The 25,212-nt window shown below is 63.5% G+C and carries 24 protein-coding genes; 18 read left to right on the top strand and 6 right to left on the bottom strand.

The features are described 5' to 3' along the window. Nucleotides 1-7: 7 nt before the first annotated feature. From KIO74_RS22655 to KIO74_RS22640, 4 genes are all read right to left on the bottom strand, one after another. Complete coding sequence (locus KIO74_RS22655) at nt 8-1,564, bottom strand: ABC transporter substrate-binding protein (protein WP_291978318.1); 1,557 nt, start codon at nt 1,562-1,564, stop codon at nt 8-10. A gap of 105 nt (nt 1,565-1,669) precedes the next feature. Continuing rightward, nucleotides 1,670-2,128: a RidA family protein gene (locus KIO74_RS22650; RefSeq protein ID WP_213336953.1), complete on the bottom strand. Its 459-nt coding sequence runs from the start codon at nt 2,126-2,128 to the stop codon at nt 1,670-1,672. Then, nucleotides 2,125-3,129, bottom strand: coding sequence for an NAD-dependent epimerase/dehydratase family protein (locus KIO74_RS22645; RefSeq protein WP_213336950.1), 1,005 nt, complete (start codon nt 3,127-3,129; stop codon nt 2,125-2,127). Before KIO74_RS22645 ends, KIO74_RS22650 begins: the two co-directional genes overlap by 4 nt. Before the next feature lie 88 nt (nt 3,130-3,217). Continuing rightward, a complete protein-coding gene (locus KIO74_RS22640) occupies nt 3,218-4,345 on the bottom strand; it encodes a mandelate racemase/muconate lactonizing enzyme family protein (RefSeq protein ID WP_249731439.1) in 1,128 nt (375 codons plus the stop codon). 329 nt (nt 4,346-4,674) lie between these two features. On the opposite strand from KIO74_RS22640, the gene ltnD reads away from it, so the two are divergent. Both ltnD and KIO74_RS22630 read left to right on the top strand, forming a co-directional pair. Beyond that, nucleotides 4,675-5,604 carry an L-threonate dehydrogenase gene (gene ltnD / locus KIO74_RS22635; RefSeq protein WP_213336947.1) on the top strand — a complete coding sequence of 310 codons (930 nt, stop codon included), beginning with the start codon at nt 4,675-4,677 and terminating at the stop codon, nt 5,602-5,604. Nucleotides 5,605-5,706: 102 nt separating this feature from the next. After that, complete coding sequence (locus KIO74_RS22630) at nt 5,707-5,925, top strand: hypothetical protein (RefSeq protein WP_213336945.1); 219 nt, start codon at nt 5,707-5,709, stop codon at nt 5,923-5,925. Between the two features lie 26 nt (nt 5,926-5,951). Here KIO74_RS22630 and chrA read toward each other — a convergent pair whose 3' ends face one another. Then, nucleotides 5,952-7,166, bottom strand: coding sequence for a chromate efflux transporter (chrA, locus tag KIO74_RS22625; protein WP_349629232.1), 1,215 nt, complete (start codon nt 7,164-7,166; stop codon nt 5,952-5,954). Between the two features lie 393 nt (nt 7,167-7,559). Between chrA and KIO74_RS22620 the strand changes: the two genes are divergently transcribed. Then, on the top strand, nt 7,560-7,847 hold the full coding sequence (locus KIO74_RS22620; protein WP_213336941.1) for a hypothetical protein: 288 nt from the start codon (nt 7,560-7,562) through the stop codon (nt 7,845-7,847). A 48-nt stretch (nt 7,848-7,895) separates the two neighbouring features. Here the strand turns inward: KIO74_RS22620 and KIO74_RS22615 are convergent, their stop codons facing one another. Then, entirely contained in the window at nt 7,896-8,945 is a 1,050-nt protein-coding gene (locus KIO74_RS22615) for a LacI family DNA-binding transcriptional regulator (RefSeq protein WP_213336939.1), read from the bottom strand. Between the two features lie 158 nt (nt 8,946-9,103). Between KIO74_RS22615 and KIO74_RS22610 the strand changes: the two genes are divergently transcribed. The 15 genes from KIO74_RS22610 (at nt 9,104) to KIO74_RS22540 (ending at nt 25,124) form a co-directional block, all read left to right on the top strand. Continuing rightward, nucleotides 9,104-10,165: a Gfo/Idh/MocA family protein gene (locus tag KIO74_RS22610; RefSeq protein WP_213336937.1), complete on the top strand. Its 1,062-nt coding sequence runs from the start codon at nt 9,104-9,106 to the stop codon at nt 10,163-10,165. A gap of 2 nt (nt 10,166-10,167) precedes the next feature. Then, the gene (locus KIO74_RS22605; RefSeq protein WP_213336936.1) at nt 10,168-10,530 is read left to right on the top strand and encodes an L-rhamnose mutarotase; all 363 of its coding nucleotides are present in this window, start codon (nt 10,168-10,170) and stop codon (nt 10,528-10,530) included. Between the two features lie 120 nt (nt 10,531-10,650). Further along, nucleotides 10,651-12,420, top strand: a complete 1,770-nt coding sequence (locus tag KIO74_RS22600) for an ABC transporter substrate-binding protein (RefSeq protein WP_213336934.1) — start codon at nt 10,651-10,653, stop codon at nt 12,418-12,420. Between the two features lie 127 nt (nt 12,421-12,547). Further along, the gene (locus tag KIO74_RS22595; protein ID WP_213336932.1) at nt 12,548-13,738 is read left to right on the top strand and encodes an enolase C-terminal domain-like protein; all 1,191 of its coding nucleotides are present in this window, start codon (nt 12,548-12,550) and stop codon (nt 13,736-13,738) included. Nucleotides 13,739-13,753: 15 nt separating this feature from the next. Beyond that, on the top strand, nt 13,754-14,755 hold the full coding sequence (locus KIO74_RS22590) for an ABC transporter permease (RefSeq protein WP_213336930.1): 1,002 nt from the start codon (nt 13,754-13,756) through the stop codon (nt 14,753-14,755). Beyond that, a complete protein-coding gene (locus tag KIO74_RS22585; protein WP_213336928.1) occupies nt 14,755-15,609 on the top strand; it encodes an ABC transporter permease in 855 nt (284 codons plus the stop codon). Before KIO74_RS22590 ends, KIO74_RS22585 begins: the two co-directional genes overlap by 1 nt. Then, the gene (locus KIO74_RS22580) at nt 15,606-16,439 is read left to right on the top strand and encodes an ABC transporter ATP-binding protein (RefSeq protein ID WP_213336926.1); all 834 of its coding nucleotides are present in this window, start codon (nt 15,606-15,608) and stop codon (nt 16,437-16,439) included. Before KIO74_RS22585 ends, KIO74_RS22580 begins: the two co-directional genes overlap by 4 nt. Beyond that, nucleotides 16,439-17,428 carry an ABC transporter ATP-binding protein gene (locus tag KIO74_RS22575; protein ID WP_213336924.1) on the top strand — a complete coding sequence of 330 codons (990 nt, stop codon included), beginning with the start codon at nt 16,439-16,441 and terminating at the stop codon, nt 17,426-17,428. The genes KIO74_RS22580 and KIO74_RS22575 overlap by 1 nt, the downstream gene beginning before the upstream one ends. Then, entirely contained in the window at nt 17,425-18,273 is an 849-nt protein-coding gene (locus tag KIO74_RS22570) for an amidohydrolase family protein (RefSeq protein WP_213336922.1), read from the top strand. Before KIO74_RS22575 ends, KIO74_RS22570 begins: the two co-directional genes overlap by 4 nt. Before the next feature lie 352 nt (nt 18,274-18,625). Continuing rightward, the gene (locus KIO74_RS22565) at nt 18,626-19,351 is read left to right on the top strand and encodes a CoA transferase subunit A (protein ID WP_213336920.1); all 726 of its coding nucleotides are present in this window, start codon (nt 18,626-18,628) and stop codon (nt 19,349-19,351) included. Continuing rightward, nucleotides 19,351-19,992, top strand: coding sequence for a 3-oxoacid CoA-transferase subunit B (locus KIO74_RS22560; protein ID WP_213336918.1), 642 nt, complete (start codon nt 19,351-19,353; stop codon nt 19,990-19,992). Before KIO74_RS22565 ends, KIO74_RS22560 begins: the two co-directional genes overlap by 1 nt. Nucleotides 19,993-20,613: 621 nt before the next feature. Further along, nucleotides 20,614-21,075 (top strand): tripartite tricarboxylate transporter TctB family protein, encoded by a 462-nt coding sequence (locus tag KIO74_RS22555; RefSeq protein ID WP_213336916.1) that lies wholly within the window; start codon nt 20,614-20,616, stop codon nt 21,073-21,075. Between the two features lie 9 nt (nt 21,076-21,084). Next, nucleotides 21,085-22,590: a tripartite tricarboxylate transporter permease gene (locus KIO74_RS22550; RefSeq protein ID WP_213336913.1), complete on the top strand. Its 1,506-nt coding sequence runs from the start codon at nt 21,085-21,087 to the stop codon at nt 22,588-22,590. A 74-nt stretch (nt 22,591-22,664) separates the two neighbouring features. After that, nucleotides 22,665-23,624 carry a Bug family tripartite tricarboxylate transporter substrate binding protein gene (locus KIO74_RS22545; RefSeq protein WP_213336910.1) on the top strand — a complete coding sequence of 320 codons (960 nt, stop codon included), beginning with the start codon at nt 22,665-22,667 and terminating at the stop codon, nt 23,622-23,624. Nucleotides 23,625-23,699: 75 nt separating this feature from the next. Next, complete coding sequence (locus KIO74_RS22540; RefSeq protein ID WP_213336907.1) at nt 23,700-25,124, top strand: MmgE/PrpD family protein; 1,425 nt, start codon at nt 23,700-23,702, stop codon at nt 25,122-25,124. Nucleotides 25,125-25,212: the final 88 nt, after the last annotated feature.

Raw genomic sequence — 25,212 nt, 5'->3', positions numbered from 1 at the left:
CGCGCCGTTACTTCTTGATGTAGGCGCGCGCCAGACCGAAGAACCAGCCGGTCGGGTGCTGCTGGTAGTTCATGACGTTCTCATTGCGCACGCTGACGTGATCAGCGCTGAACAGCATGACGGTCGGCACGGACTGAGCGAGGATCTTCTGGAAATCCACGTAGATCGCCTTGCGCTTGGCCTGGTCCGTCTCACCCAGCCCCTGGTCGAGGAGGGCGCTGGCTTCGGCGTTGTTCCAGTTGCGGAAATCCGCGCCTTCCGGAGCCTTGTGGAAGTGCCGATAGAACAGGAGATGTGGATCAGGCTGGGTCGCCCAGTCGTTGAAGGTGAAACCCATCTGCTTCGACTGGAAGTTCTTGATCCAGACGCCCAGATCGACGCGCTGGATGTTGAGATTGATGCCGGCGCGGGCGAGCTGCTGCTTCATCGTGACGGCGGCCGGGTCCATCCAGTCATAGCCGTTGATGGTGGTCAGCGTCAGGTTGAGGTTGCTGTGGCCAGCCTCCGCGAGAAGCTTCTTGGCCTTTTCGATATCGACCTTCTGGTTCGCGAGCTGGTCGATCGGCGCGCCCCAGGCGTCCTGCATGGCGGGCACCATCGTGCCGATGACCTTGCCGTAGCCGCCGACCGAGGCCCGCATGATCTCGTCCTTGTCGATCGACAGGGCGATCGCCTCACGCACCCGCGGGTCACCGAGCGGCGAAAGCTCGGAGCCGAGATCAAGCGCCTTCTGATTGAGCGAGGGCCAACGCTCCATGACGAGCCCCGGCGCCTTGACAACCTGCTGGATGTCCTGGGGGCGCGTGAGGAGGGCGAGATCAACGCGCTTGTTGCGCAGCGCGACGATCATGCTCGCGCTGTTTGGGATGAAGAGGATGTTGATGCGGTCGAGATAAGGCGCGCCTTCTTCCCAGTAGGCGTCGTTCTTGACCAGAGCCAGATGGCTGTTGGGCTTGAACTCGGCGAGCTTGTAGGGCCCGGTGCCGACGCTCTTGGTGTTGAAGGCCTGCTTGGCATCGGCGGCATCGAAGTAGCCAGCCGGGACGACGCCTCCGTATTTGTTGCCGAGCGTCATCGGCAAGGCGCCGTTCGGCTTCGACAAAGTGATGCGGACGGTGCCATCATCGACCGCGTCGACGGAGGAGATCAGGGTCAGGTCGCCGGCGCCCGGGGAGCCGTTCTTCGGATCGCGAAGGTAGTTGTAGCTATAGGCCACATCCTTCGCGGTCATGGGCTGGCCGGTGTGGAATTTGACGCCCTCGCGCAGCTTGATGGTGTAGACGAGCCCGTCGGGGGACACCTCATATGCGCTGGCGAGCAGCGGCATCGCCTCGCCGGTCTCTGATTCATAGAACAGGCCCTGATACATCAGCACCGTGAAGCGGATGCGTCCGTCAGCGGCTTGATGGTAGGGATCAAGGCCCGGAGGCTCGACCAGCGAGCCGAAGGTCAGGGTGCCGCCCTTGACCGCATCGGCGGCCTTCGGCCCATAGAGATCGGCAGTCGCGGCCCGTGCCGGTAGCGACGCCATCGTCAGCGCGACCGCCGCCGCGAGAGCTTGCACCGCCCCTCGCCACGGGCGCCGTCTGAGATGAGACGGATGCGTTCCCACAATCATTGCTTCTTTCTCCTCTGAATTATGCTTTGACATCAGCTTGTTAGGAAAATCTCAGTCCGTGTAGCTCGCGATGAGTTCGATCTCGACCGCGGCATTGCGGGGCAGTTCGGCGACGCCGACCGCCGCGCGGGCGTGGCGGCCCGCGTTGCCGAAGATGGCGACGAGCAGGTCCGACGCCGCATCGAGAACCTTCGGCTGGGCATTGAAGCCCGGCGCGGAGGCGACGTAGCCGTTGACCTTCAGGATGCGGTCGACGCGGTTGAGATCGCCGAGCGCCTCCGCGAGGCAGGCGAGCCCCTGGAGAATGCAAATGCGCGCCTCTTCACGCGCGGTTTCAAGGCTCACTTCGGCCCCGACCTTGCCGAACACCCGTACCTCGCCGTCGACCTTCGGCATCTGGCCGCTGACATAGGCGATGCCGTTGTGGAGCGTGACGGCTGAATAGTTGAAGGCGGGCTTGGCGGGCTCGGGCAGTGTGAGCCCGAGGCTTTCCAGTTTCTGCGCGATCATGGGGCCTCCCTGGATGATGATGCCGCGACGGCTCCCTCGCCTTTCGCCATGTCGGCGGCGAGGCCGGGAAGGTCGAAGGCTGGCGTGAAACCCGTATCGTGGCGGAAGCGGGCATCGCTGATGAGCGGGAAGAGCATCGCCGGTTCGGTGACGTCGAGCGCGACCTCAAGGCCCGGCGTCGCCTTTTCGACGGCCGCGGCTATGTCCCGCACCGAGGCGGTGAAACCGTTGATGTTATAGACTGTCGCGAGCGGCTGATGCGCTGCCAGCACCGCGAGGCAGGCGGTGGCGACATCGCTGACATGCATCAGGTCGATCGGACGGTCGTGGAAGGCGATGTGATGCGTGCCGCCACGGCTCCCAGCTTGCAGAAGTTCCGCGAGAGCCGCCGCCGCGCCCTTGTACCAGAGGCCGGGACCGAGAATGAGCGGCAGCCTGAGGCCGGTGATCGACAGATCATGCCGCAGCGCCGCGAAATCAGCGACCTCCTCGGCGATGTGCTTGGTGAGGCCGTAGACGGTGCGTGGACGCTTGGGCGCGTCCTCGTCGACAGGTTCGGCGGCATAATCGCTGGCCGGGCCATAGACGACCGTCGAGCTTGTCCAGATGAGGCGCTTGACGTTGGCCTCCACGGCTGCGGCGATAAGATGCCTGAAACCATCGATATTAATGGCAAAGGCCATGTCGGCGTCGCTCTCGCCGGACCGCATGAGGCCCTGGTCGCCCGCGCCGAAGGCCGCGCAGGAAACGACCGCGACCGGCTTCACCGCGGCGAGCATGGCGCGCACAAGATCCCGATCCTCCAGGCCGCCGACGGTCTCGCCGAATTGGCCGGTCTTGTCGGCAAGCAGGTCGGCGGCCATTGCCGGACCAAAGACATGCGCCTGGTAGCCATTGGCGATCAGCGCCCGGACAACATGTGAGCCGACGAAGCCGCGGCCGCCGATGACGACGACGCTGGCACCGGGAGCGATGGGAGAGATTGCCGCCTGTGAGGTCATCGCGTCTCTGTCATCTCTGTAAGCCGGGGCGGTCCCGTCCGGCTGCCAGCCGGAGGGGGAGGGGCGAAAGGTCTGATATTCTTTGCCGTTACTGCGCGAACCGCTTGACGGCGTCCCAATCGAGGCTGATCCCAAGACCCGGAGCGGTCGGCACCGCGATCTGGCCGTCGACCGCGACCAAGGGCTCCGTCAGGATGCTCTCGCGCAGCGGGTTCTCGCCGACATCATATTCGACCAATGTGGGCCAAGGCGCGTTTTGCCCGTGCGGATAGGGGGAGCGGGACGCCACATAGTGGACGCCGGCGGCCAATCCGATGCCGGAGCCCCACACGTGAGGCGACAGCCTCAGATGGTTGGCCTCGCCGAGGTCGGCGATGCGCCGCCCTTGCCAGAAGCCGCCACACAGGGAGAGGTCTGGCTGCAGCACGTCGACGGCGTGCCTGTCGGTCAGTCTTTTGAAATCGAAGACCGTATAGAGAGCCTCTCCCGTAGCGATGGGAACCGGGCTCGCACGCTGCAGGATCTCGTACCCATCGATATCCTGCGGTGTGAGGGGCTCCTCCACCCAGGTGATCCGGTAGGGAGCGAGACGCGCGATCGACGCCTTGGCCAGATCCAGCATGTAGTTGGAGTTGATGTCGACCATGATGTCGACCTTGTCGCCCAGGATGTGGCGCGCCGTCCTGACGCGCGCTTCATCGGAATCGGGCCCAAGACCGATCTTGATCTTCACCGCCTTGTGACCCGCAGCGGCGATGGCCTCGATCTGCGGCGCAAAATCCGCGTCCGGATTCTCGGTGATGTAGCCGCCAGACGCGTAGACAGGCACGCTTTCGCCGCCGCGGCCGCCGATCAGCTGGCACACGGGCAGCCCGACCACCTGCCCCAGGGCATCCTTGGCGGCCATGTCGATACCACTGATCGAGCCCATCAACTGGTTCTGCACACCGAAGTGATAGTGGCGCGCGATGATACGCGTGAAGACAAGTTCCACATCCGCGATATGGGTGCCGACCAGATAGTCCTTGAGGAGCGGGAGATAGGCGAGATTGACGGACGGCATGCCCCAGGCCTCGCCGATACCGCTGACATCCGCGTCCGTTTCGACGACGACCAGGGTCGTCTGCCGCGCGCTCGCCAAGGATTTGGCCATGCCATAAGGCTTCGGGAGCGGGCAGGAGAGGGGGATGAAGCGGATATCTCGAACGCGCGCCAATGCGATCTCCTCTCGCGATTCCCGAATTGCGCCACAGCGCAGGCAACCCGCAAACCAATTGCAACCAATAGCGGACTTTCCGTGAGCCAATGTCACCAGTTTCGCGGGCTTCGTCAAGCGGTCGCGATAAAATCCCCACCGTTGGGTGGTTGCTCGTCTGATCGTGATGGTTGGAAACACGGGGCATGCCCGCTGGTGCCGCATCGATCCATGTATCGTCGATCTGCATTGGCCGGATCGCGCAGCCGAGTACCGCGCACGGGGCCTTCAACTGGACAGCCCGCCCGACCATCCTATCATGCGGGGGCAACGGGAGGAGACAAGCAGTGATGTCCGGACAGAATGAAGGTCAACCGGGGCGGAAGGTCGCCGTCATCGGGCTTGGCTCGATGGGCTACGGCATGGCATCGACCCTGCTGCGCGAGAAGTTCGACGTCGCCGGTTTCGACGTCAGTCCAGAGGTGCTTGCGCGCTTCACCCGGGATGGCGGACGCGGTGCGGCGAGCCCGGCCGAGGCTGTCGCGGGTGCTGATGTGGTCGTCTGCGTCGTGGTCAATGCCGCCCAGACAGGGGCAGTCCTGTCCGGTCCCGGCGGGTGTCTCAGTGCCATGGAGCGCGGGGCTGTCTTTCTCTCCTGCGCCACGTTGTCACCGGACGAGGCGCGTGCCTTCGCCAGAGATGTCGAGGCGGCCGGCCACGCTTATCTCGACGCGCCGATCAGTGGCGGCGCGCAGCGTGCGGCAGCCGGAGAGCTCACGATCCTCGTGTCGGGGGCAGGTTCGACGGTCAACACGGCCCGGGCTGTTCTCTATGCCATGGCGGAGCGCGTCTATGAGCTCGGCGAGGCGGTTGGCGACGCGTCTGCCTTCAAGATCGTGAACCAATTGCTCGCGGGCGTGCATATCGCGGCGGCTTGCGAGGCGATGGCGTTCGCGGCGGCGCAGAATCTGGACCTGCGGCGGGTCTACGAAGTCATCACCCATTCGGCTGGCAATTCGTGGATGTTCGAGAACCGCATGCCGCATGTGCTCGATAACGACTACACACCGCGCAGCATGGTGGATATTTTCGTGAAGGACCTCGGCATTGTGGCCGATATCGCGCGCAAGGACCGCATTCCGGTGCCGATCGCCAGCGCTGCCCTTCAGCTCTTTTTGATGACCTCCGCTGCCGGCATGGGGAGGGATGACGATGCCTCAGTCGCGCGTCTCTTCGAACGCATCAACGGCGTGCCAGTGACGGGCAGCGTGAAGGAATAAGTCACGCCGCGTCAGCCGGCGTCCCCGGGCGAGGTTTATGGTGCCGGCGTCGCTTTGCGTGTAGGGTGCTGACAAAGTATCAGAAATGAGAATGCTGTGGCCATGGGTGGACAAAACGCGGCAGGGGCGGCTTTCGATACGGCGCTCTGCCATTTGGGTGACATCGAGGTCACGATCGAGCGCAAGCGTCATCTCATCGAAAGGTTACGCGCCGCCGGCTGTTCCACGTACTATGCCGAGACGCTGCTATTGCGTTTTGAGGTCATTCGGGCAGAGCAGGTCCGCATGCTTGGCAGCCTGAACGGCACCTCGGCTGTCTGATGGGCGCAGGCTAGGCCAAGCCAAGCTTAGTAAAAGGCCATCGCCGCGCCGATCGCGGCCCCGATGAGCACGATGATCCAAGGCTGCAATGCGTACCGGATTAGCAGCGCCCCGTAAACGAGCGTGAGGGCGAGTGCTTCCCATCCGGTGATCGCGGCCGTGCCGATGGGGCTGACGAGCGCCGCGCCGAGAATGCCAACGACGGCGGCATTCACGCCATGCAAGGCGGCCCGCACGGTGGGACGTGTACGGAAACTGTTCCAGAAAGGCGCCACCCCACCGACCAGCAGGAAGCCAGGCAGGAAAATCGCGACCAGTGCGAGCAGCGCGCCGGGTAAGCCATTAGGCGGAACGTCCAGGGACATGCCGAGATAGGCGGCAAACGTGAACAACGGTCCTGGCACGGCTTGGGCCGCGGCATAACCCGCGATGAATTGTGACGGGTTGATCCAGCCGGGTTCAACGACGCGTGCTTCCAGAAGAGGCAGCACGACGTGCCCGCCGCCGAAGACCAGCGCCCCCGACCGGTAAAAGGCATCGAACATGGCGAGCGCTTGGGAGGACGTCAGATAAGCTCCGAGTGGCAGGCCGAGAAGGAGAGCCAGGAAAATAACCAGCGACGCGCCGCCGGCTCGCCGGGACACTGGCAAGGCGATGACACCGACGGACGATTGACCAGCGTCCCGGCAGAGCGCGAGGCCGGCCACCGCGCCCGCGACTAGCGCGACGATCTGGCCCAATGATCCGGCGGCGAAGAGAGCAATGACGCCTGCCGCGAGCGCGATGGCCGCGCGGCGCATGTCGGGACACAAGGTCGTCGCCATACCCCATACGGCTTGTGCCACGACGGCGACGGCGACGATCTTCAGCCCCGTGAGAATTCCAGTCGCGACCGTGCCGCCGAGCCTGTCCGCGCCGGCCGCGAAGGCGATCATCGCCAGCGCCGACGGCAGGGTGAACCCAATCCACGCCAGGAAGGCGCCAAGCTTGCCTCCCCGCAGGAGGCCCAGTGCAAATCCGACTTGGCTCGATGTCGGGCCTGGCAGAAACTGGCAGAGGCCGACGATATCAGCATAGTCTTTCTCGCTCAGCCAGCCGCGTCGAACCACGAACTCATTGCGGAAATAGCCGAGATGGGCGATGGGGCCTCCGAAGGACGTACAACCGAGCTTCAGGAAGGCTGCGAAGACCTCGAGGGATCGCTCCCATCGCTGCCGATCGCGCACTCGTCCGCTATCCACGTTCCCCATGTCCACCGCGCTGTCCAGCCCCTTGAATAAGCGGAGCTAGCAGCTGTGTACGACAAACGAATGGCGCGCAAGGATGGAGCGTTATCCAATCTGGAGGAAACTCGGAGCCTCGGCCGTCATGGCCGGGCTTTGTCCTGGCCATCCCGATCCCTGTGGATCGCGTCCTTCCGATGGGGATCCCCGGCACACGTGTATGGACCGGGATGACGCCGGTGGGGAAGACGCCTTGCAGTTGGTCCGAAAAATCTGAAACCGCCAAATCACCATCGGATGAATAGGTATAGAAATCGTATTGATCACTCTCGCGTGATGAAATATCGGAATATATTCACATAAAATAACACATATGATATCAATACATAATAAATAAGAAGGATAATAGTTATGTTTGGTATTGACCCCATTATCGCGGCAGGTGTCGTTCTCGCAACGGGGGCAACTGATGCCGCCTATGTTTTCTTTAACGCCGCGGTTGGAGCGAGACATCGCGTTCGCGCGGCCAATTGGAGCTCAATCTGGTATATGCTGTCAGCCTTCGCGGTCATCAGCTACACCGAACATGCCGTTTATGTGGTCTTCGCGGCGATCGGCTCCTGGATCGGCGCTTTCGTCTCGGTCACCTGGCTCATACGCGCGCCGATCGCGCGTCCCGTCCCCGTGCCCGAGGCTTGATCGACATCGAGCCGCCCACCCGAAAAGCAATCCGGTGATGACAACAGGTCAGGCGCTCTCGCGGCTGAGGATCTCGAAGCTCAGCCTGACGGCGCGTTGCGCCGGCGCCTGGCCTTGAAGGCGGCCGAGCAACAGTTTGCCGGCTTCAACGCCTGTCTCACGCACGGGGAACTGCACCGTGGTGAGCGACGGGGAGATCCACCGGGCGATCGGGGATTCACCGAAGCCGGCGATCGCCAGCCGCCCCGGTACATCGATACCGATGTCGAGTGCATGGCGGATGGCGCCGACGGCCACCTGGTGACCCGCGAAGACAACGGCATCGACCTCCGGCGCATCGCGCAGGATTGTGCCGACGACTTCGCCGCCATTGCCGGAGCCCGGATCGCTGGTGATCTCGTAGTGCCTCGGGGGTGGCGCGTCGTGGGCCTCACAGACGGATTGCAACCCCTCGAGACGAGCCATCATGCGGCTGTCGTCGAGCCCCGTATGCCCGACATAGGCGAGATGCTTGCGACCGCGCGCCAGGAGATACTGGCCAAGAGAGGCGCCCGCATCGTAATTTGACGAGCCCACGCTCATGTCGAGTGGTGCTGGATTGTAGTCGAACATCTCGACCAGCGGCGTGCCGGAGCGGCGAAGCAACTCCAGACATTCGTCGGCATGGTCCTTTCCTGTCAGGAGGATGCCATCGACGCGATGGCCAAGGAACGTGCGCACCAGCTCGAGCTCGTTGCCGCGATGGAAATGCGAATTGCCGAGAAGCAGCTTGTAGCCGGCGGGCTCCAGAATGTCGGCGGCGCCCTGCAGCACCATCCCGTGGATCGGGTTGGCCAAGGTTGGCACCACGACGCCGATGACGTTTGACCGGGCTGACACCAGGCTGGAGGCTACGAGATTGGGGACATAGCCCATGGCGCTCGCGACCTTCAGGACATGCTTGCGCGTGCGCTCGGAAACGCGTCCGGGATTACTGATGCAGCGCGACGCGGTGATCGTCGAAACACCGGCGGCGGCCGCGACATCTTCCAGGCGAACGGGCGCCGAACTTGCGCGGTTCTCCATGCCCGATTGCCGACTTGACTCGAATTCGCTCAAGGCCTACTCATTCTGCTCATGGATAACGATGTCCATCTGCACTTCTTGTATCTCGAAAAGCGCTGCTGTCATAGAAAAAATCACCGGGCCGTGGTTTCCGTATGTCGAAATGGACAGCGCTATCCATAGCTGCCCATCGTTGTGATCAGGAGGGGGGATTGCCGGAGCCTCAATTGCGTGCCGCCGTCATCGGCGCCGGCTGGTATGCCGCCCAGAATCATATTCCGGCGCTGGCCGCGCGGCCCGAAGTTGTTCTTGATGGCGTCTGTCGTCTCGGGCGGGACGAGCTGGAACGCGTCCGCGACCACTTCGGCTTTGTCTTCGCCTCAGAGCGCTTCGAGGATGTGCTGGCGCGAAAACCCGACATCGTCGTCGTCGCTTCACCGCATCAGCTGCACTACCGGCATGCCGCGGCTGCCCTCGAAGCCGGCGCTCATGTGTTGTGCGAGAAGCCTCTGACGCTTGACCCGGCGGAAGCCTGGGATCTTGTCGCGAAGGCCGAGGCACGGGGACGTCATCTCGTGACAGCCAATGGCTACCAGTATCTGCCGAGGGTCGACGATCTCCGCCGGCGCATCGCGGAAGGCGCTGTCGGTGCCATCGAGCATGTCATGGTGAGCTTCATTTCGGCCACGCGGGATGTCTTCACGGGCGAGCGGGGACTGGATTCCTGGCGCACGACCTTCTTCCGCCCCGACCGCTCGACGTGGCAGGATCCCGCGAATGGCGGCGGCTTCGCCTATGGCCAGCTCTCCCATGCCCTGGCGATGATGTATTTCCTGACGGGCCTGGAGCCGGGCACGATCACCGCCTTCGCGGTGTCCCCGGACCGTGTCGATATCGCTGAGGCGGGCGCCTTGCGCTTCACCAATGGCGCGGTGGCCAGCATCTCCGGTGCGGCGGCCATGCCCCAGGGCAATCGTGGCCTCCTGCGCCTGTTCATTACCGGCGACGCCGGCATGCTGACCGCCGCGTTCGATCGCGATGAATGCGAGATCAAGCGCTTTTCCGGTGAGGTGGAGCGTCTGCCGCTCACGGAGGGCGACTGGATCTATCGTTGCGATGGGCCGGTGAATGCGCTGGTTGATCTCGCGCTGGGGCGGGGGGCCAATCTGTCGCCCGGCACAATCGGCGCGAGAACGGCGGCGACCATCGCCGCGCTCCTGCAATCGGTCACCGCCGGCGGCGCGCCTCGGCCCATCCTTGGGAGGCAAGGCTGACCATGGGTGATCTAGGCCTTCATGTATCCGGGTTTGTTCTACGTGTTCGCCCGGGGAAAACGGAAGAATACAAGCGCCGCCACGCCGAGATATGGCCGGAGATGCTCCGCGCGCTCCGCGCGTCCGGCGTGGTGAGCTATGATATCTTCCTGAATGAGCCGAACCGTATGGTTTTTGGGCATCTCTTCCGCCGTCACGCGCTGGACCCGAACGTCCCGGAAGATCCGGTGATCATCCGTTGGCGCGGTTATATGGCCGACGTGCTGGAGATGGCTGGCGACCAGCCTCTCAGGGAGCCGCTCGAGCACGTCTTTCACATGGAATTCGACACGGGCGTCCATCCGGACGCCGTCCGCGACGCGTGATCGCTACATCGCGAACCGCGCGGGTGCCAGTCCCGCAGGCCGCGATGAGCGACACGATCTTGACCGAGAGAAAACCGCGCGGCGCACGTCCGCGACAGGATATGGGAGGGAGGCAGGACAATGAAAAGACAGCATGGGTTGGGACGCTGGCTGATGGCAGGTGCCGCATCAGCGGCGATCGTTTGGGGGGTGGGGGAAGCGGTTGCGCAGGATCTGCCCAAGGTCCCGCGCAACCGCACCTTGATCAGCCAAGGATGGGATTTCTACAATCAGGTCCCGTCGATCGATAACTTCAATCCCTATGCGGGTGTTCTGCTGCATCAGCGCAATAACCTGCACTATACGGTCTATGAATCACTGTTCTATACGAACCATTTCACCAATGAGCTGATCCCCTGGATCGCCGAAAGCTATACCTACAACAAGGACTTCACCGAACTCACGGTGAAGCTGCGCGATGGTGTGAGGTGGAGCGACGGCAAGCCGCTGACGGCCGAAGACGTCGTCTTCACCTTCGATATGCTGAAGGGCGCGGCGCCGGATCTGTTGTTCTCCTCGGCCATCGCCGAGTGGGTCGATTCCGCGAAAGTCGTCGATCCGCTGACCGTCACCATCAAGCTGAAGAAGCCGGGACCGCGCTGGGCCGCCGACTTCCTCGCGACAGGACAATCGACGCGCTTTGTCGTGGTGCCCAAGCATATCTGGGAGGGCAAGGATCCGAAGACTTTCGCCAATTTCGATCTGGCCAAGGGTCTGCCTGTCGGCACGGGCCCCTACAAGCTCGTGAAGGCGGATGCGAGTTCCTTGTTCTTCGATCGCCGCGACAACTGGTGGGCGAAGGACGTGGGGCTCGTCAAGGAGATGCCGAAGGTCGAGCGCGTCATCTATGTGCCGGCGACGGCGGAGGCCATGCCGCAGCTCTATGCGACGAACCAGATCGATATCGGCCGGAATATCCAGTCGGGCGTGTTCGAGGCCATCAAGGTCCAGAACCCCAATCTCACGGCCTGGAACGCTCAGGGGCCGGTGTGGGGCGCCCCGAACGGGTGCGTCATCGGCATCCGCTTCAATGTCCAGAAGCCGCCCTTCAATGACGTGGCTCTGCGCCAGGCGGTCAATGCGGCGATCGATCGGGACCAGATCGTGAACCTCGCCTATGAGGGCTCGGTGAAGAAGGCCGTGCTGCCGTTCTCCTCTTATCGTGGCATGCTCGACTATGTCGACGGCATGGGTGACATCATCCAGGCCGCCGCACTCGACAAGCGCAGCGTCGAGCGGGTCGCCGAGATCCTGACGAAAGCCGGTTACAAGAAGAATTCCGCCGGGCGCTGGCAGCTGCCTGACGGCTCCCCGCTGGAGATACGTGTGTCGGTCGGCCAGGGTGACCCCGTGGGGCCGGTGCTTGGCGAGCAGCTCCGCTCGGCGGGCTTCGATACGGTGGTGAACGTCCAGCAGAGCACCGCGCAGACCGAGGCGCTCACGGCGGGCAATTTCGGGCTCAGCGTCTATCCCCATTGTGGCAGCCTCTATGACCCCTGGCAGACGCTGGAGCATTTCCACTCGAAATACGCGCCGAAGGAGGGCGAGGCCGCGAAGAACCTGCGCGCGCCGACCCGCTACGCCAATCCCGAGCTTGACGCTATCCTCGACAAGCTCGAGGCGAAGCAGCCCTCGCCGAAGGACGCGGATTATGTCGCCCTCGCCAAGCAAGCAACCGCGATCATCGCCCGTGACCTGCCGGAGATCGCCCTTTTCGAGGAAATCCAGACGCAGCCGTTCAACACCACTTACTGGACCGGCTTTCCGTCGTCGGCGCAGCCCTATGTAGCCCAGCCCCTGCCGTGGGAAGGCTTTGCGCTCGTCATCCATCGCCTGCAGCCGAAGCAGTGACCGGCAAGAGCGGAGGCTCCCGGGGCACCTGGGCACCCGGGGCACTTGGGGCACTAGGGGCACTAGGGGCCTGGAGCCTCCGCTCGCCGGATACGTCTGTCCGAGGCCCTTTTCGCGTGAGATCGCCGTGGTGAAAATTAAGGAAGTCCGCGCCTTTCCCATCCGCAATGAGATGGTCGGCGCGCTCTACAAGGAAGGCAAACTGGCGAACGGCGCGACCGCGACGAGGCCGCCCTGGACGCGCGACGCGGAAGTCGCCGGGCCGTTGTCAGGCTATCCGCGCTTCAAGGCCAAGCGTTCGAGCTGGCGTTTCGACGGATCGGTCGGCTGTCTGGTGACGGCCGAGGATGGCACGACGGGCTTCGGCGTCACGCGCCATGGCCAGCCGGCGATCGCGCTGATCAACGATCATTTCGCCGGCCTCCTGGCGGGCGAGGACGCGCTCGCCACGGAGCGCGCCTGGGATATCATGATGCGCGCGTCCTCGCCCTATGGCTCGGGTGGGCTCAGCGCCTATGCGATCAGCGCGGTCGACCTCGCCCTGTGGGACCTCAAGGGCAAGATGCTGAAGGCGCCGGTCTATGCGCTCGCCGGCGGCCCGGCCCATGACCGCATGTTCTGCTATGCCACGGGCAATGATACCGACTGGCATATGGAGCTTGGTTTCCGCGCCACGAAACTGGCGCTGCCCTATGGCGCATTCTCCGGCCTCGACGGGCTCGCCCGTAATGAGGAACTCGTGGCGCGCACCCGGGCGCTTGTCGGCGCGGATGTCGAGATCCTTCTCGATTGCTGGCTGGCGCTCGACGTCGATTTCGCCGTCCGCCTCGCCGAGCGCCTGAAGCCCTACAACCTCGGCTGGATCGAGGACGCGCTCCTGCCCGAGCCGATGGAGGCCCACGCCGCCCTGCGCAGCCGCCTGCCGTGGATGACGCTGGCGGGAGGTGAGCACTGGTATCTTCCCGCGCAGTTTCTCGAGGCCGCGAACCGCCAGCTGCTCGACGTCTTCCAGCCGGACATCTGCTGGGCGGCGGGCCTCACGGGCTGCATGCGCATCAACCACATCGCGGAAGCCGCCGGTATCAAGGTCATGCTCCATGCCGGCATGAACACGCCCTATGGCCAGCATCTCACCTTCGCCAGCGCCAATATGCGCTGGGGCGAGTTCTTTGTCGGCTCGGCGCCCGGGCAGCCGCTCGCGGACGCACGTGTCTTTCCGGGGATGGCCGTGCCGGAGAACGGTTGGCTCGTGCCGAGCGATGAACCGGGCTTCGGCCTCGGCCTGACGGAAAAAGCGCTCGAAGCGCTCGTCCTCTGAGCCGGAGAGCTGACAATGTATGCACAGTATGTCGCGCGCCGCTTCGGCATGATGCTTCTCGTCATCGTGCTCGCGGTGTCGATCAACTTTCTCCTGCCCCGGCTGATGCCCGGCGACCCGGTGGAGGCTCAGCTCAACCAGCTGCTCGCGACAGGTGGCGGCGGCGGCGATATCAGCGCGATGGTGGAAGCCTACCGCGCCCGCTTCGGGCTCGATCAGCCGCTCTTCGCGCAATATCTGTCCTATTGGAAGGCGGTCTTCAGCCTGGATCTTGGCGTGTCGCTCGCCGCCTATCCCGAGCGTGTCTCGCACGCCATTCTCGCGGGGCTTCCCTGGACGCTGGGGCTGCTCGGTTTTGCCACACTGGTCAGCTTCGTCATCGGAACCTGGCTCGGGGGATTGCTCGGCTGGCCGCGGACGCCGCGCGTGACACGTGTCTTCGGCACCGGCCTCATCCTGTTCTCGTCGGTTCCCTACTTCCTCATCGGCATGGTGCTCCTCTACCTCTTCGCCATCGTCTTCCGCTGGTTTCCCGCCGGCGGCGGCATGCCCTTCGGCCAGTCAGTTGGGTTCAACTGGCAGACGCTGACGGCGATCGCCTGGCACGGAACCCTGCCGGCCGCTTCCATCATCCTCGCCGAGATCGGCGCCTGGGCGCTCGGTATGCGCGGCATGATGGTGAGCGTGCTCGGCGAGGACTACATCACCCTGGCGGAAGCCAAGGGCCTCAAACCACGCCGGATCTTCCGATGGTACGGCCTGCGCAACGCGCTGCTGCCGCAACTCACGAAACTGGCGATGACGCTCGGTCACATCGTCTCCGGCGCCATCCTGGTGGAGGTCATCTTCTCCTATCCGGGCATCGGGTTCCGCCTCTATCAGGCTATCCAGGCCAATGATTATTTCGTGATCCAGGGCATCGTGCTGCTGCTCTCGGTGTCGATCGCCATTGCCATGTTCATTCTCGATCTCGCCTATCCGCTCATCGATCCGCGCATCACGACGGGGAGGGACTGATGGCCGTGCTGCCCAACCGCCTCGCCGGCTTCAGCCGCAATCCGCCGCTCGCCTTCGGATTGATCATCCTTGCCCTGTTGTGCTGCGCGGCTCTTGTCGGCCCCCTCGTCGTCGACGATGCGCTGGCGCGTGTCGGCGCCACGCTGCCACGGCAGCCGCCCTCCGCCGCGCATTGGCTGGGCACGGATTCGCAGGGACGCGACATGGTGACGGTGCTGATGCTCGCCATGCCGCAGACGCTCAAGATCGGCCTTGTGGCCGGCCTCATCAGCCTCTCCTTCGGGGTGGCCCTTGGCCTGATCTCGGGCTTCGCGGGCGGTGTGGCCGACACGGTGATCCGGCTCGCCTCCGACGTGATGATGACCATTCCCGGCATTGCTATCCTGGTGCTCGTCGCGGCCAATGTGCGCGAGATGACGGTCGCCATCATGGCGGTCATCGTGGCCTCGCTCTCCTGGATGGTGACCACCCGGACCATCCGCGCCCAGACGCTCTCCCTGCGCGAGCGGGGCTATGTGCAGATCGCGCGCCTCAACGGCTCCTCGACGGCCCGGCTCGTCTTCGTGGAGATCCTGCCCAATCTTCTGCCCTTCATCGCGGCGAGCTTCGTGATCGCGGTGTCGAACGCGATGCTCGCGACGATCGGTCTGGAGGCGCTCGGGCTTGGGCCGCAGAAGGAATTGACGCTCGGCACGACGATCTACTGGGCGCAGTTCTATGGCGCCATCCTGCGCGGCATGTGGTGGTGGTGGGCGCCGCCCATCCTCCTGATATCGCTGATTTTCATCGGCCTCATGCTGACCTCCGTCGGCCTCGATTCCTTCGTGAACAAGCGCGTGGCGAACGGCTCATGACTGTGCTCGATATCCGCAATCTCACCGTCGAATACCGCACGCCGCGTGGGCCCTTTCATGCCGTGCGCGATGTGAGTTTCTCGCTGGAGGCCGGCGAGCGCTTCGGGCTCGTCGGCGAATCCGGTTCGGGCAAGTCCACGACCATTCTGGCGCTGATGCGCATGCTGCGCGGCGGCATGATCACCGGTGGTCAACTGCTGCTGAATGGCAAGGACCTCGCCAAGGTGCCCGACGCGCATTACCGCGACATTCGCTTTGCCGAGATGTCGCTGGTGCCCCAGGGGGCGATGAGTTCGCTCAATCCGGTGCTGCGCATCGGCCGGCAGATCGGCGACATCTTTTCGGATCACGGCGTGCGTCATACCTCGGAGGAAAGGCGCCGCGTTATCGGCGACCTTCTAAGGCGGGTGGGGCTCGCACCCGAAGTGCAGGATCGCTTCCCGCATGAACTCTCGGGCGGCATGAAGCAGCGCGTGTGCATCGCCATGTCGATCGCGCTCAAGCCCAGCCTCATTCTCGCGGACGAGCCGACCAGCGCGCTCGACGTGATGGTGCAGAAGCAGGTGCTCGCCACCCTCGGCCGCGTGCAGAAGGATCTCGGCGCGGCGATCGTGCTTATCGGCCATGACATGGCGCTGATGGCGCATTTCGTCAGCCGTCTCGGCGTGATGTATCGTGGCGAATTGGTGGAGACCGGACCTGTGCGGGAGATCTTCACACGTCCTCAGCATCCCTACACCCGGATGCTGATCGAATCGCTTCCATCATTCGATCGCCTCGCGAGTTTCCGCTCCGCGAAGGCGCCGGCGCTGCAGGTCGGAGAAGTGTGATGGCGAAAGTTCTCGAAGTCCGCGACGCGGATGTCGTCTTTTTCGCCGGTCACGGCGTTCAGAAGCGGGCGCTGTCCAACATATCCCTGGCGGTCGGTGGCGGGCGCCCCACTATCACCGCCGTGGTGGGCGAGAGCGGCAGCGGCAAGACCACGCTCATCCGGCTTTTGCTCGGTTTCCAGCAGCCGACGCGTGGGGCTGTCCTCTATGACGGGAAGCCGATCGCCACGGGGGATCAGGCCCTGCTCACCGCTTTCCGGCGTGAGGTGCAGGCGATTTTCCAGGACCCCTTCGATGTCTTCAATCCGTTCTATCGGATTGACCATCCGCTCCTGACGCCGCTCAAGCTGTTCGGCCTCGTGAAATCGAGGGACGAGGCCTATGCGAAGATCGAAAAGACGCTCACGAGTGTCGGCCTGAAGCCGTCAGAGACGCTCGGCAAATATCCGCACCAGTTGTCCGGCGGCCAGCGCCAGCGTGTGATGATCGCGCGGGCGCTGCTGCTCGATCCCGCCATCATCCTGGCGGATGAGCCGGTGTCGATGGTCGATGCCTCCCTGCGCTCGACGATCCTGGCCATCCTCTACGAGATGAATCGCAATCTCGGCATCTCACTCATCTATGTGACCCACGATCTGACGACCGCCTATCAGGTCGCGGATTCGATCGTCGTGCTGCATGGCGGCCACGTCATGGAGGTGGGGCGCGCCGAGGATGTCATCCATCGCCCAGCGCATCCCTATACACGCGCGCTGATCGAGGCCGTGCCTTCGCCGGATCCGGATAAGCCCTGGAACCTCGACGAACAGACGGCCTCGCCCGAGCGTTATCTTCCGGCGGATGGCGCGGTTGGCCTCTACCAGATCGAGCCGCTCCGCGCGATTGCAGGTCCCCTGCGCCCAAGCGAACCGACGACCTCGGCGGCTGCCATCCAGCTGGCGATCAGCGCTGAACTCGATCGCGCGGCAACGCTCAAGGTGCCGGCGTGATCATCGACAGCCATTGCCATGTCTGGGAGAACTGGCCCTATGAGCCGGCGAGCCCACACGCGGCGGCGCGCGGCCGGGCCGGTGAGCTCGTCTATGAGATGGATGTCCATGCTGTCGCCAGCGCTGTGATCATCTGCGCTGGCATCGGCGACAATCCTGGCAATGTCGACTACGCCTATCGCGTCGCTGAGGCCCATCCCGGGCGTTTTGAAGTCTTTCCCGATATCGATTGCCGCTGGTCGGCGGACTATCACAGACCCGGCGCCGCTCAACGGCTGGAAAACGCACTTTCACGCTGGGATTTCAAGGGCTTCACTCATTATCTTGATGAAGCGGATGACGCGAGCTGGCTGACGGCGACGGAGGGACTTGCTTTTTTTGGGATCGCCGCCGCCCGGCGGCTCATTCTCAGCCTCTCGGTGCTGCCCCACCAGATGCCCGCCGTCGTCGAACTTGCGGAGCGTTATCCCGATCTGCCGATTCTCCTCCACCATTTCGCTTTTCTCGGCCCACGTACGGCGGTGACGGCCAATGGGAGGGACCTCGTGTTGGCGGCGGCGGCTCGCCCGAACATCCACATCAAATATTCCGGGCTCGGCAATGTCGCCGCGCCGGATCAGGATTTTCCCTATACCCCGCTGCAATGGATCCTCTCGGATATTGCCGCCGCGTTCGGACCTGAGCGGGTGGTGTGGGGCTCGGACTTTCCCGTGTCGCGCAAGCATATGACCTACACGCAATGCCTCACGCTGCTGACGCGTCATGGCCCTTTTGCACCAATTGACCTGCCGCGCGTGCTCGGCGGCAATATGGCGCGTCTGCTGGAGACCGCAGGCGCGAACTGACGCGGAATAGAACGCAGCCGGCGCCCGTCGACTTGGCCTTTTGCCATGAGAGGCAAGGGAATGATGGGGCTGCCCGTACCGGGCGATCTGCTGGATGCGTCTCTCGATCACAGGGTGGAAATGATCCGGGCTCGGCGAATTCGTCTGCCGCTTCCAACGTCCCGCCTCCACATGCCATTTGCCTTGTTTCACTTTGTCGTTATCTTCGGGCAGATTGCTGCATAGGCGAAAGCGATCGGACGCGATTGTGCCCATGCAGCATGAGCGGTATCGGATAGCCTTGCGAAGGGCGCGATTGCCGGAAGCAAGCAAGCGAGCACCGCGATCGAAGGATCGAGGTGAGGGAGGGTACATGCGGGATAAGCGTTACAAGGACGGATCGTCGGCATTGGACGACGTTCTGTTCGACGGGATGGTGATCATGGCGGGCGGCTTCGGCCTGTGCGGCATCCCCGAGCATCTGATCACGGCGATCGCGCGCAAGGGGACGAAGGATCTGACCTTCATCTCCAATAACTGCGGGGTGGATGATTTCGGGCTCGGCATCCTGCTCGGCAAGGGCCAGATCAAGAAGATGGTCTCGTCCTATGTCGGCGAGAACAAGCTGTTCGAGAAGCTTTACCTGTCGGGTGAGCTTGAGCTCGAGTTCAACCCGCAAGGGACGCTCGCCGAGCGTATCCGGGCAGGCGGGGCCGGCATTCCGGCCTTCTTCACGCGCACCGGCGTCGGCACGATCGTCGCCGAGGGCAAGGAAGTCCGCCAGTTCAACGGCGAGGACTATGTGATGGAGACCGGGCTCACCGCCGATCTCGCCATCGTCAAGGCCTGGAAGGGCGATGCCGAGGGCAATCTGATCTACCGGAAGACCGCGCGCAACTTCAACCCGATGATGGCGACGGCGGCGAAGGTGACGGTGGCCGAGGTCGAGGAGATCGTGCCGATCGGCAGCCTCGACCCTGACAATATCCATACGCCCGGGATCTATGTCGACCGGATCGTCGAGGGGCATGACTACGAGAAGCGGATCGAGCGCGAGACGACGCGTCCGCGGCCGGCGGCAGAAGCGGGAGCGAACTGATGGCGTGGTCACGCGAGGAGATGGCGGCGCGGGCGGCGGCGGAGCTGCGCGACGGCTTTTATGTGAACCTGGGCATCGGCATTCCGACGCTCGTCGCGAATTGCATCGCGCCCGGCCTGACGGTGACGCTGCAGAGCGAGAACGGGCTCTTGGGCATCGGGCCGTTTCCCTATGAGGGCGAGGCCGATCCCGACCTCATCAACGCGGGCAAGCAGACGGTGACGGAGATCCCGGAGTCGTCCTATTTCTCGAGCGCCGACAGCTTCGCGATGGTGCGCGGCGGGCATATCGACCTGTCGATCCTCGGCGCGATGGAGGTGTCGGAGCGCGGCGACCTCGCGAACTGGATGGTGCCGGGCAAGGTCGTGAAGGGCATGGGCGGCGCGATGGATCTCGTCGCCGGCGCCAAGCGCATCATCGTGCTGATGGAGCATGTGGACAAGGCCGGCACGTCAAAGCTCGTGAAGGACTGCAGCCTGCCGCTGACAGGACGCCAGGTGGTCGACGTGGTCATCACCGACCTGGCCCTGTTCAGCTTCCCGGCGCGTGGGGAAACGCTGCAACTCACCGAACTCGCGCCCGGCGTCAGCCTCGACGAGGTCAAGGCCAAGACGGCCGCCGAATTCGCGGTGAAGCTGTAGGACAGCGACGGAAGTTCGTGACGAACCCGGATCGGGCGTTTTCGGGTTCCTGCATCACGGGATGATCTTTCAGGCCGAGGCGATCAATCGCCTCGGCCTTTCTTATGGCGATCGTCGGCACGGGCACGGCGCGCCGAGGCCCAGAGCAAGCGCGTCTGTTCCGGCCTAGCTTCGCGAAGGAAAAGACGAAAACATTCATTCACTTCTTTGGAACCGTCCGTCTCCCTCAAAGTCTGGAGCGTGCTCAAGGCGGCTTGATCGGTCAGGGAGATGGACGCCGCCATCCTGGCTGGAATTCCGCCGGAACAAGAGGCCAGTTCCGGCTCATTTCAACGGTGCAGCAGGTTTTAACGGCCGGTCATCCCAGCGCCGGGAACGTCGTGGCGCGATGGGATTTGACCATATTCAGTTAAATGATTACATTGAATAGGAAGAAGGCGGACCGAAGGCTCCGCAATGCGGGAGGCATCATGAGGGGGCATCGGGCCGCGCTGTCCTGGCGCTGCCATCTTTGATCCTTTCATCTCGGTTGTCATGTGCAACGGCGTCACGACTGACGGCTCCGCGAAATAGCGGCGCGCCGGCTCGCGATCGCCGAAGCGGTCGGAGCAGGGCGACGCCATGAATGTCAGTGACAAGAAAAACATCCTGACCGGGGTTTTTTTCATCGGCTTTGGTGCGGCTGTCGCCTTTGGCGCGACACACTACGCGATCGGGAGCGCGGCCCGCATGGGCCCGGGATATTTTCCCCTGGGGCTTGGTCTGGCGCTGGCGCTGACCGGCGTCTGCGTTCTTGCGTCCGCGCTCTTGCGCACGACAGCACGTTCCCAGCTCGAGCAGTGGCCAGTCAGGAGCGTCGTCCTTATCCTGCTTTCGGTCGTGCTGTTCGGCTTGCTGATCGAGCGGGCCGGGCTGGTCATCGCGCTGCCGGTGTTGATCGTCGTCTCCAGCCTGGCCCACAGCGCTTTTTCATGGCGTAGCGCCTTGCTGTCGAGCGCCGCTCTGCTCGCCTTGTCCTGGATCATCTTCATCGTGATCCTTGGACTTCAGGTGCCCCTGCTGCCGCCGGATCTGAGCCTTTAGGAGCGCTTGATGGACCTCTTCGGCAATCTGCTGATCGGCTTCGGGACCGCGCTTTCGCTGCAGAACCTGCTCTACGCGTTCGCGGGCTGTCTGCTCGGAACGCTGATCGGGGTGCTGCCTGGCCTCGGGCCGCTCGCGACCATCTCCATGCTGCTCCCCTTCACGTTCGGGTTGGATCCGACGGCGGCGCTCATCATGCTCGCGGGTATTTACTACGGCGCGGCCTACGGTGGCTCGACCACCGCTATCCTGGTCAACCTCCCGGGCGAGACGTCCTCGGTCGTTACCGTGCTCGATGGCTATCAGATGGCCCGTCAGGGGCGGGCGGGCGTCGCGATCGCAACGGCGGCCATCGGCTCGTTCTTCGCGGGATGTGTGGGAACGCTTGTGCTGGCGGCCTTTGCCGCGCCGCTCGCGAGCGTCGCTTTTCGGTTCGGCGGAGCGGAATACTTCTCCCTGATGGTCGTCGGCCTCATCGGAGCTGTATCGCTCGCTTCCGGGTCGGTGCTGAAGGCGATCGGCATGATCCTGATCGGGGTTATTCTTGGCACCGTCGGTACCGATCTCAATTCCGGCGTGCAGCGTTTCACGTTCGGGACGCCCAATCTCTGGGAGGGCATAGATTTCATCGTCATCGCAGTTGGCCTCTTCGCCTTTGGCGAAGTGATCGCAAGTCTCGAGAACGACGCGAGCCGTGAGACCTTCACGGAAAACATGGGGCGCCTCATGCCCAATGCGGAGGATTTTAAGCGGATGACTCCCGCCATCCTGCGCGGCACCTCGATTGGCACGCTCCTTGGCATTCTGCCAGGGGCGGGATTGTCCCTGTCTTCGTTCTTTTCCTACAGCCTGGAGAAGAAGGTCTCGCGCTTCCGCAGCCAGCTCGGGAAGGGAGCGATCGAGGGGGTCGCCGGCCCGGAATCTGCGAATAACGCGGCAGCGCAGACGGCGTTCATCCCGACGCTCACGCTCGGCATCCCCGGCAGCCCCACCATGGCCTTGATGCTTGGTGCGATGGTCATGCACAATATTCAGCCAGGCCCGCAGGTCATGACGAGCAATCCGGACCTGTTCTGGGGTCTCATTGTTTCGATGTGGATCGGCAACCTTATACTGATCATCCTCAATCTTCCGCTCGTTGGGCTTTGGGTACGATTGCTGCGCATACCCTACGGCGTGCTTTATCCCGCGATCCTTTTGTTTTGCTGCCTCGGCGTCTATTCCGTGCAGTTCTCGACATTCGACCTCTTTTTAGCCGCGGGTTTCGGCCTCGCCGGCTATGCTTTTCGCAAGCTCGAATGTGAACCGGCGCCGTTGGTTCTGGGCTTCGTGCTCGGGCCGCTGCTTGAGGAGAATTTCAGACGGGCGATGGTGCTGTCGCAGGGCGATTTCACCATTTTTGTCCGGGAGCCGATATCCTTGTGCTTCCTGCTGCTGGCGGCGGTGCTTTTGGTGGCGGCGACGCTTCCCAAGATGCGGCGGGAGCGTGACGCAATTCTTCGCGAAGAGATGTGAGGCCGCGTAACCGGCCGAAAAGGCGCCGTACACACGGCGAAGACCATAAATATAACTGTTGACGGGAGGACAAGATGAAACGCATCCTCGGAGTTGTTCTATTTGCTTGTGCAGCCCTTCTTCCTGGTCTTGCGGCCGCTCAGGATTTTCCTTCCAAGCGGGTGACGATTGTCATCCCCTTCACGCCCGCGGGCTCGAATGACACGATTGGCCGCTATCTCGCCGACGGCCTGGCGAAGCTCTGGAACACGCCCGTGGTGGTCGAAAATCGCCCGGGAGCGGGCTCGGCGATCGGCTCGGCGCATGTCGCTCAATCGAAGCCCGATGGCTATACGCTGCTTTTCGTTTCGGGAACATTCACCACCAATGCGGCGACCCAGGCCAATCTGCCGTTCGATCCGGTGAAGGACCTGAAGCCGGTCGGCATGGGAGCGTTGGGCCAGATGGTGATCGTCACCGGCTCGCGCGTGCCGACGTCCAATCTCGCGGACCTTGTGAAGGCGGCCAAGGCACAGAAGGTCTTCTACGGCACCACGGGCGTCGGTAGTTCCACCCAATTCGCAGGCGAACTCCTCAATGACGTGGCCGGTATCAAGATGGAGCCCGTTCACTACAAGGGCGGCACCGATGCGCTGGTCGACATGGCCGGCGGGCGCCTAGACGTCTATGTCGGCACCGTGACGCAGGTGCTGTCCAGTGTGGCGAGCAACAAGGCCAAGCCGATCGCCATCGCCAGCAAGACACGATCGAAAGCCTTGCCGGACGTGCCCACGGTGGCCGAGGCCGGCTTCGCGGGCGCGGAGGCTGATATCTGGTGGGGCGTCTTCGCACCGTCCGGGACACCGGATGCCGTGGTGACAAAGATCAATCAAGGTATCAACAAAGTCATGGCCTCTCCGGAGGCGACAGAATTTCTCGCCAAGCATGGTGCGATGCCCGCCGAAATGAGCGTGTCCGAGTTTGGTGGTCATGTGACCAAGGAATTGGCGAAATGGCGGGAACTGGCCGTCAAGCACAATATCAAGGCTGAGTAACGACGCGGGGCTGGCGCGGAGCGTCGACGCTCCGCGGTTTGCCTGCCCGGAGGGCAGGCGCAATGAGGACGAGTGATGGCCAACATAGCCAGTATCCACGATATCAGGGCAGACGGAGATTTCGCCGCGGACTACGCGGCCTTCGTCTCCGGGTTGACGCTCGACCAGATGCCGCAGACCGTGGTTGCCGCGGCCAAGGCCAATCTCTTCGACACTCTTGCCCGCGCAACGGCCGGCGCGTCGGCTGTGGGTGTCGGCGATCTCAAGGCGCTCGTGACGGATTGGGGCGGCAAGCCCGAGGCGAGCATCTGGTGCTCGTCCGTCCGGGTGCCGGCTCATCATGCCGCATGGGTGAATGGCATGATGGCGCATGCCCGCGACTACGACGATACCCATGACGGCGCTGTGCTGCATGCCGGTGTGTCCGTCATACCGGCGGCCGTGGCCGCAGCCGAGCTCAATCCGAATGCGACCGGCGCCGATCTCATCGCCGGCATCGTCGCGGGACTTGAACTCATTTGCCGGCTTGGCGTCGCGACATCGATCGGCATCATCGAGAGCGGGTTTATGTACACCTCGCTCTTCGGGCATTTCGCGGCGACCGCCGCGGCCGCACGTGTGGCCGGGCTAGACAGGAATCAGACCATCAACGCCTTGGGCGTTGCCTACAGCCAAGCCGCGGGGACCCATCAGGTGACGCGTGATGCGGCGCTGACCAAGCGGGTCCAGCCCGGATTCGCCGCCAAGACCGGGCTCATCTCGGTCGCCCTGACCAAGGCCGGCATTCGCGGCGCGCAGAACACCTTCGAGGGTATCGACGGGTTGTTCCGCAGCTATCTGCGCGAACGCTATGATCCGGACGCGCTGAGGGACGGCCTGGGTGAGCGCTACGAGTTTCTCAATCTGAGTTACAAGCCCTACCCCTGCTGTCGCTTCAATCACACGGCCATTGACGCCGCGCTGATCATCCGGCGCGAGTTGGAGGCGCGTGGCGCCACGGTTCACGCGCTCACCGCGCGCGTGAACAAACAGGCCTTCGAGGCGGTCTGCACGCCCGTTGCTGTGCGCAAGCGTCCAGCGACCATCGTTCAGGCGCAATTCAGCCTGCCCTATACGGTCGCCTGCGCCTTGCACAATGGGGCCGTGGGGCTGCGTGCCTTCACGGAAGAGGGGCTGCGCGACGAGGATGTCCTCGCCATGTCGTCGCGGGTGAATGCTGAGCTCGATGCTGAGATAGAGCGGAACTGGTCTCGCAATATATCTCCGACGCAGCTGATTGCTGAAACAGACAAGGGCCTGATCGAGGCCAGGGTGGATGTTCCACGCGGACATCCCAAGTCACCCATGTCCCTCGCCGACTTTGACGCGAAGCTCACGGATTGCCTGACGATCAGCGGCCTCGATTGGCCGGGGACGGCGGTGACCACGCTGCGGCAGACAATCGATGAACTCCATGAGGCACGGCGCGGCGCTGCTATTCTGGAGGCGATAACGCGTTAGGACATTCTCGATGCGAAATACGTGGCCTGTTCGAGTGCGGGAAGCCACGGACGACCCGCATGGGCAGAACAGGGTGGCCAAGCCGGAG

The sequence above is a fragment of the Chelatococcus sp. HY11 genome (genome assembly GCF_018398335.1).
Classification (GTDB): Bacteria; Pseudomonadota; Alphaproteobacteria; order Rhizobiales; family Beijerinckiaceae; genus Chelatococcus.
This window is presented reverse-complemented; position numbering and strand designations above follow the sequence as displayed.

Bases quoted from the DNA above. Each gene is read 5' to 3' on its own strand.
- KIO74_RS22650 (WP_213336953.1), bottom strand. From the start codon at position 2,128: ATGATCGCGCAGAAACTGGAAAGCCTCGGGCTCACACTGCCCGAGCCC.
- KIO74_RS22645 (WP_213336950.1), bottom strand. From the start codon at position 3,129: ATGACCTCACAGGCGGCAATCTCTCCCATCGCTCCCGGTGCCAGCGTC.
- ltnD (WP_213336947.1), top strand. From the start codon at position 4,675: ATGTCCGGACAGAATGAAGGTCAACCGGGGCGGAAGGTCGCCGTCATC.
- KIO74_RS22630 (WP_213336945.1), top strand. From the start codon at position 5,707: ATGGGTGGACAAAACGCGGCAGGGGCGGCTTTCGATACGGCGCTCTGC.
- KIO74_RS22620 (WP_213336941.1), top strand. From the start codon at position 7,560: ATGTTTGGTATTGACCCCATTATCGCGGCAGGTGTCGTTCTCGCAACG.
- KIO74_RS22605 (WP_213336936.1), top strand. From the start codon at position 10,168: ATGGGTGATCTAGGCCTTCATGTATCCGGGTTTGTTCTACGTGTTCGC.
- KIO74_RS22600 (WP_213336934.1), top strand. From the start codon at position 10,651: ATGAAAAGACAGCATGGGTTGGGACGCTGGCTGATGGCAGGTGCCGCA.
- KIO74_RS22590 (WP_213336930.1), top strand. From the start codon at position 13,754: ATGTATGCACAGTATGTCGCGCGCCGCTTCGGCATGATGCTTCTCGTC.
- KIO74_RS22585 (WP_213336928.1), top strand. From the start codon at position 14,755: ATGGCCGTGCTGCCCAACCGCCTCGCCGGCTTCAGCCGCAATCCGCCG.
- KIO74_RS22580 (WP_213336926.1), top strand. From the start codon at position 15,606: ATGACTGTGCTCGATATCCGCAATCTCACCGTCGAATACCGCACGCCG.
- KIO74_RS22575 (WP_213336924.1), top strand. From the start codon at position 16,439: ATGGCGAAAGTTCTCGAAGTCCGCGACGCGGATGTCGTCTTTTTCGCC.
- KIO74_RS22565 (WP_213336920.1), top strand. From the start codon at position 18,626: ATGCGGGATAAGCGTTACAAGGACGGATCGTCGGCATTGGACGACGTT.
- KIO74_RS22560 (WP_213336918.1), top strand. From the start codon at position 19,351: ATGGCGTGGTCACGCGAGGAGATGGCGGCGCGGGCGGCGGCGGAGCTG.
- KIO74_RS22555 (WP_213336916.1), top strand. From the start codon at position 20,614: ATGAATGTCAGTGACAAGAAAAACATCCTGACCGGGGTTTTTTTCATC.
- KIO74_RS22550 (WP_213336913.1), top strand. From the start codon at position 21,085: ATGGACCTCTTCGGCAATCTGCTGATCGGCTTCGGGACCGCGCTTTCG.
- KIO74_RS22545 (WP_213336910.1), top strand. From the start codon at position 22,665: ATGAAACGCATCCTCGGAGTTGTTCTATTTGCTTGTGCAGCCCTTCTT.
- KIO74_RS22540 (WP_213336907.1), top strand. From the start codon at position 23,700: ATGGCCAACATAGCCAGTATCCACGATATCAGGGCAGACGGAGATTTC.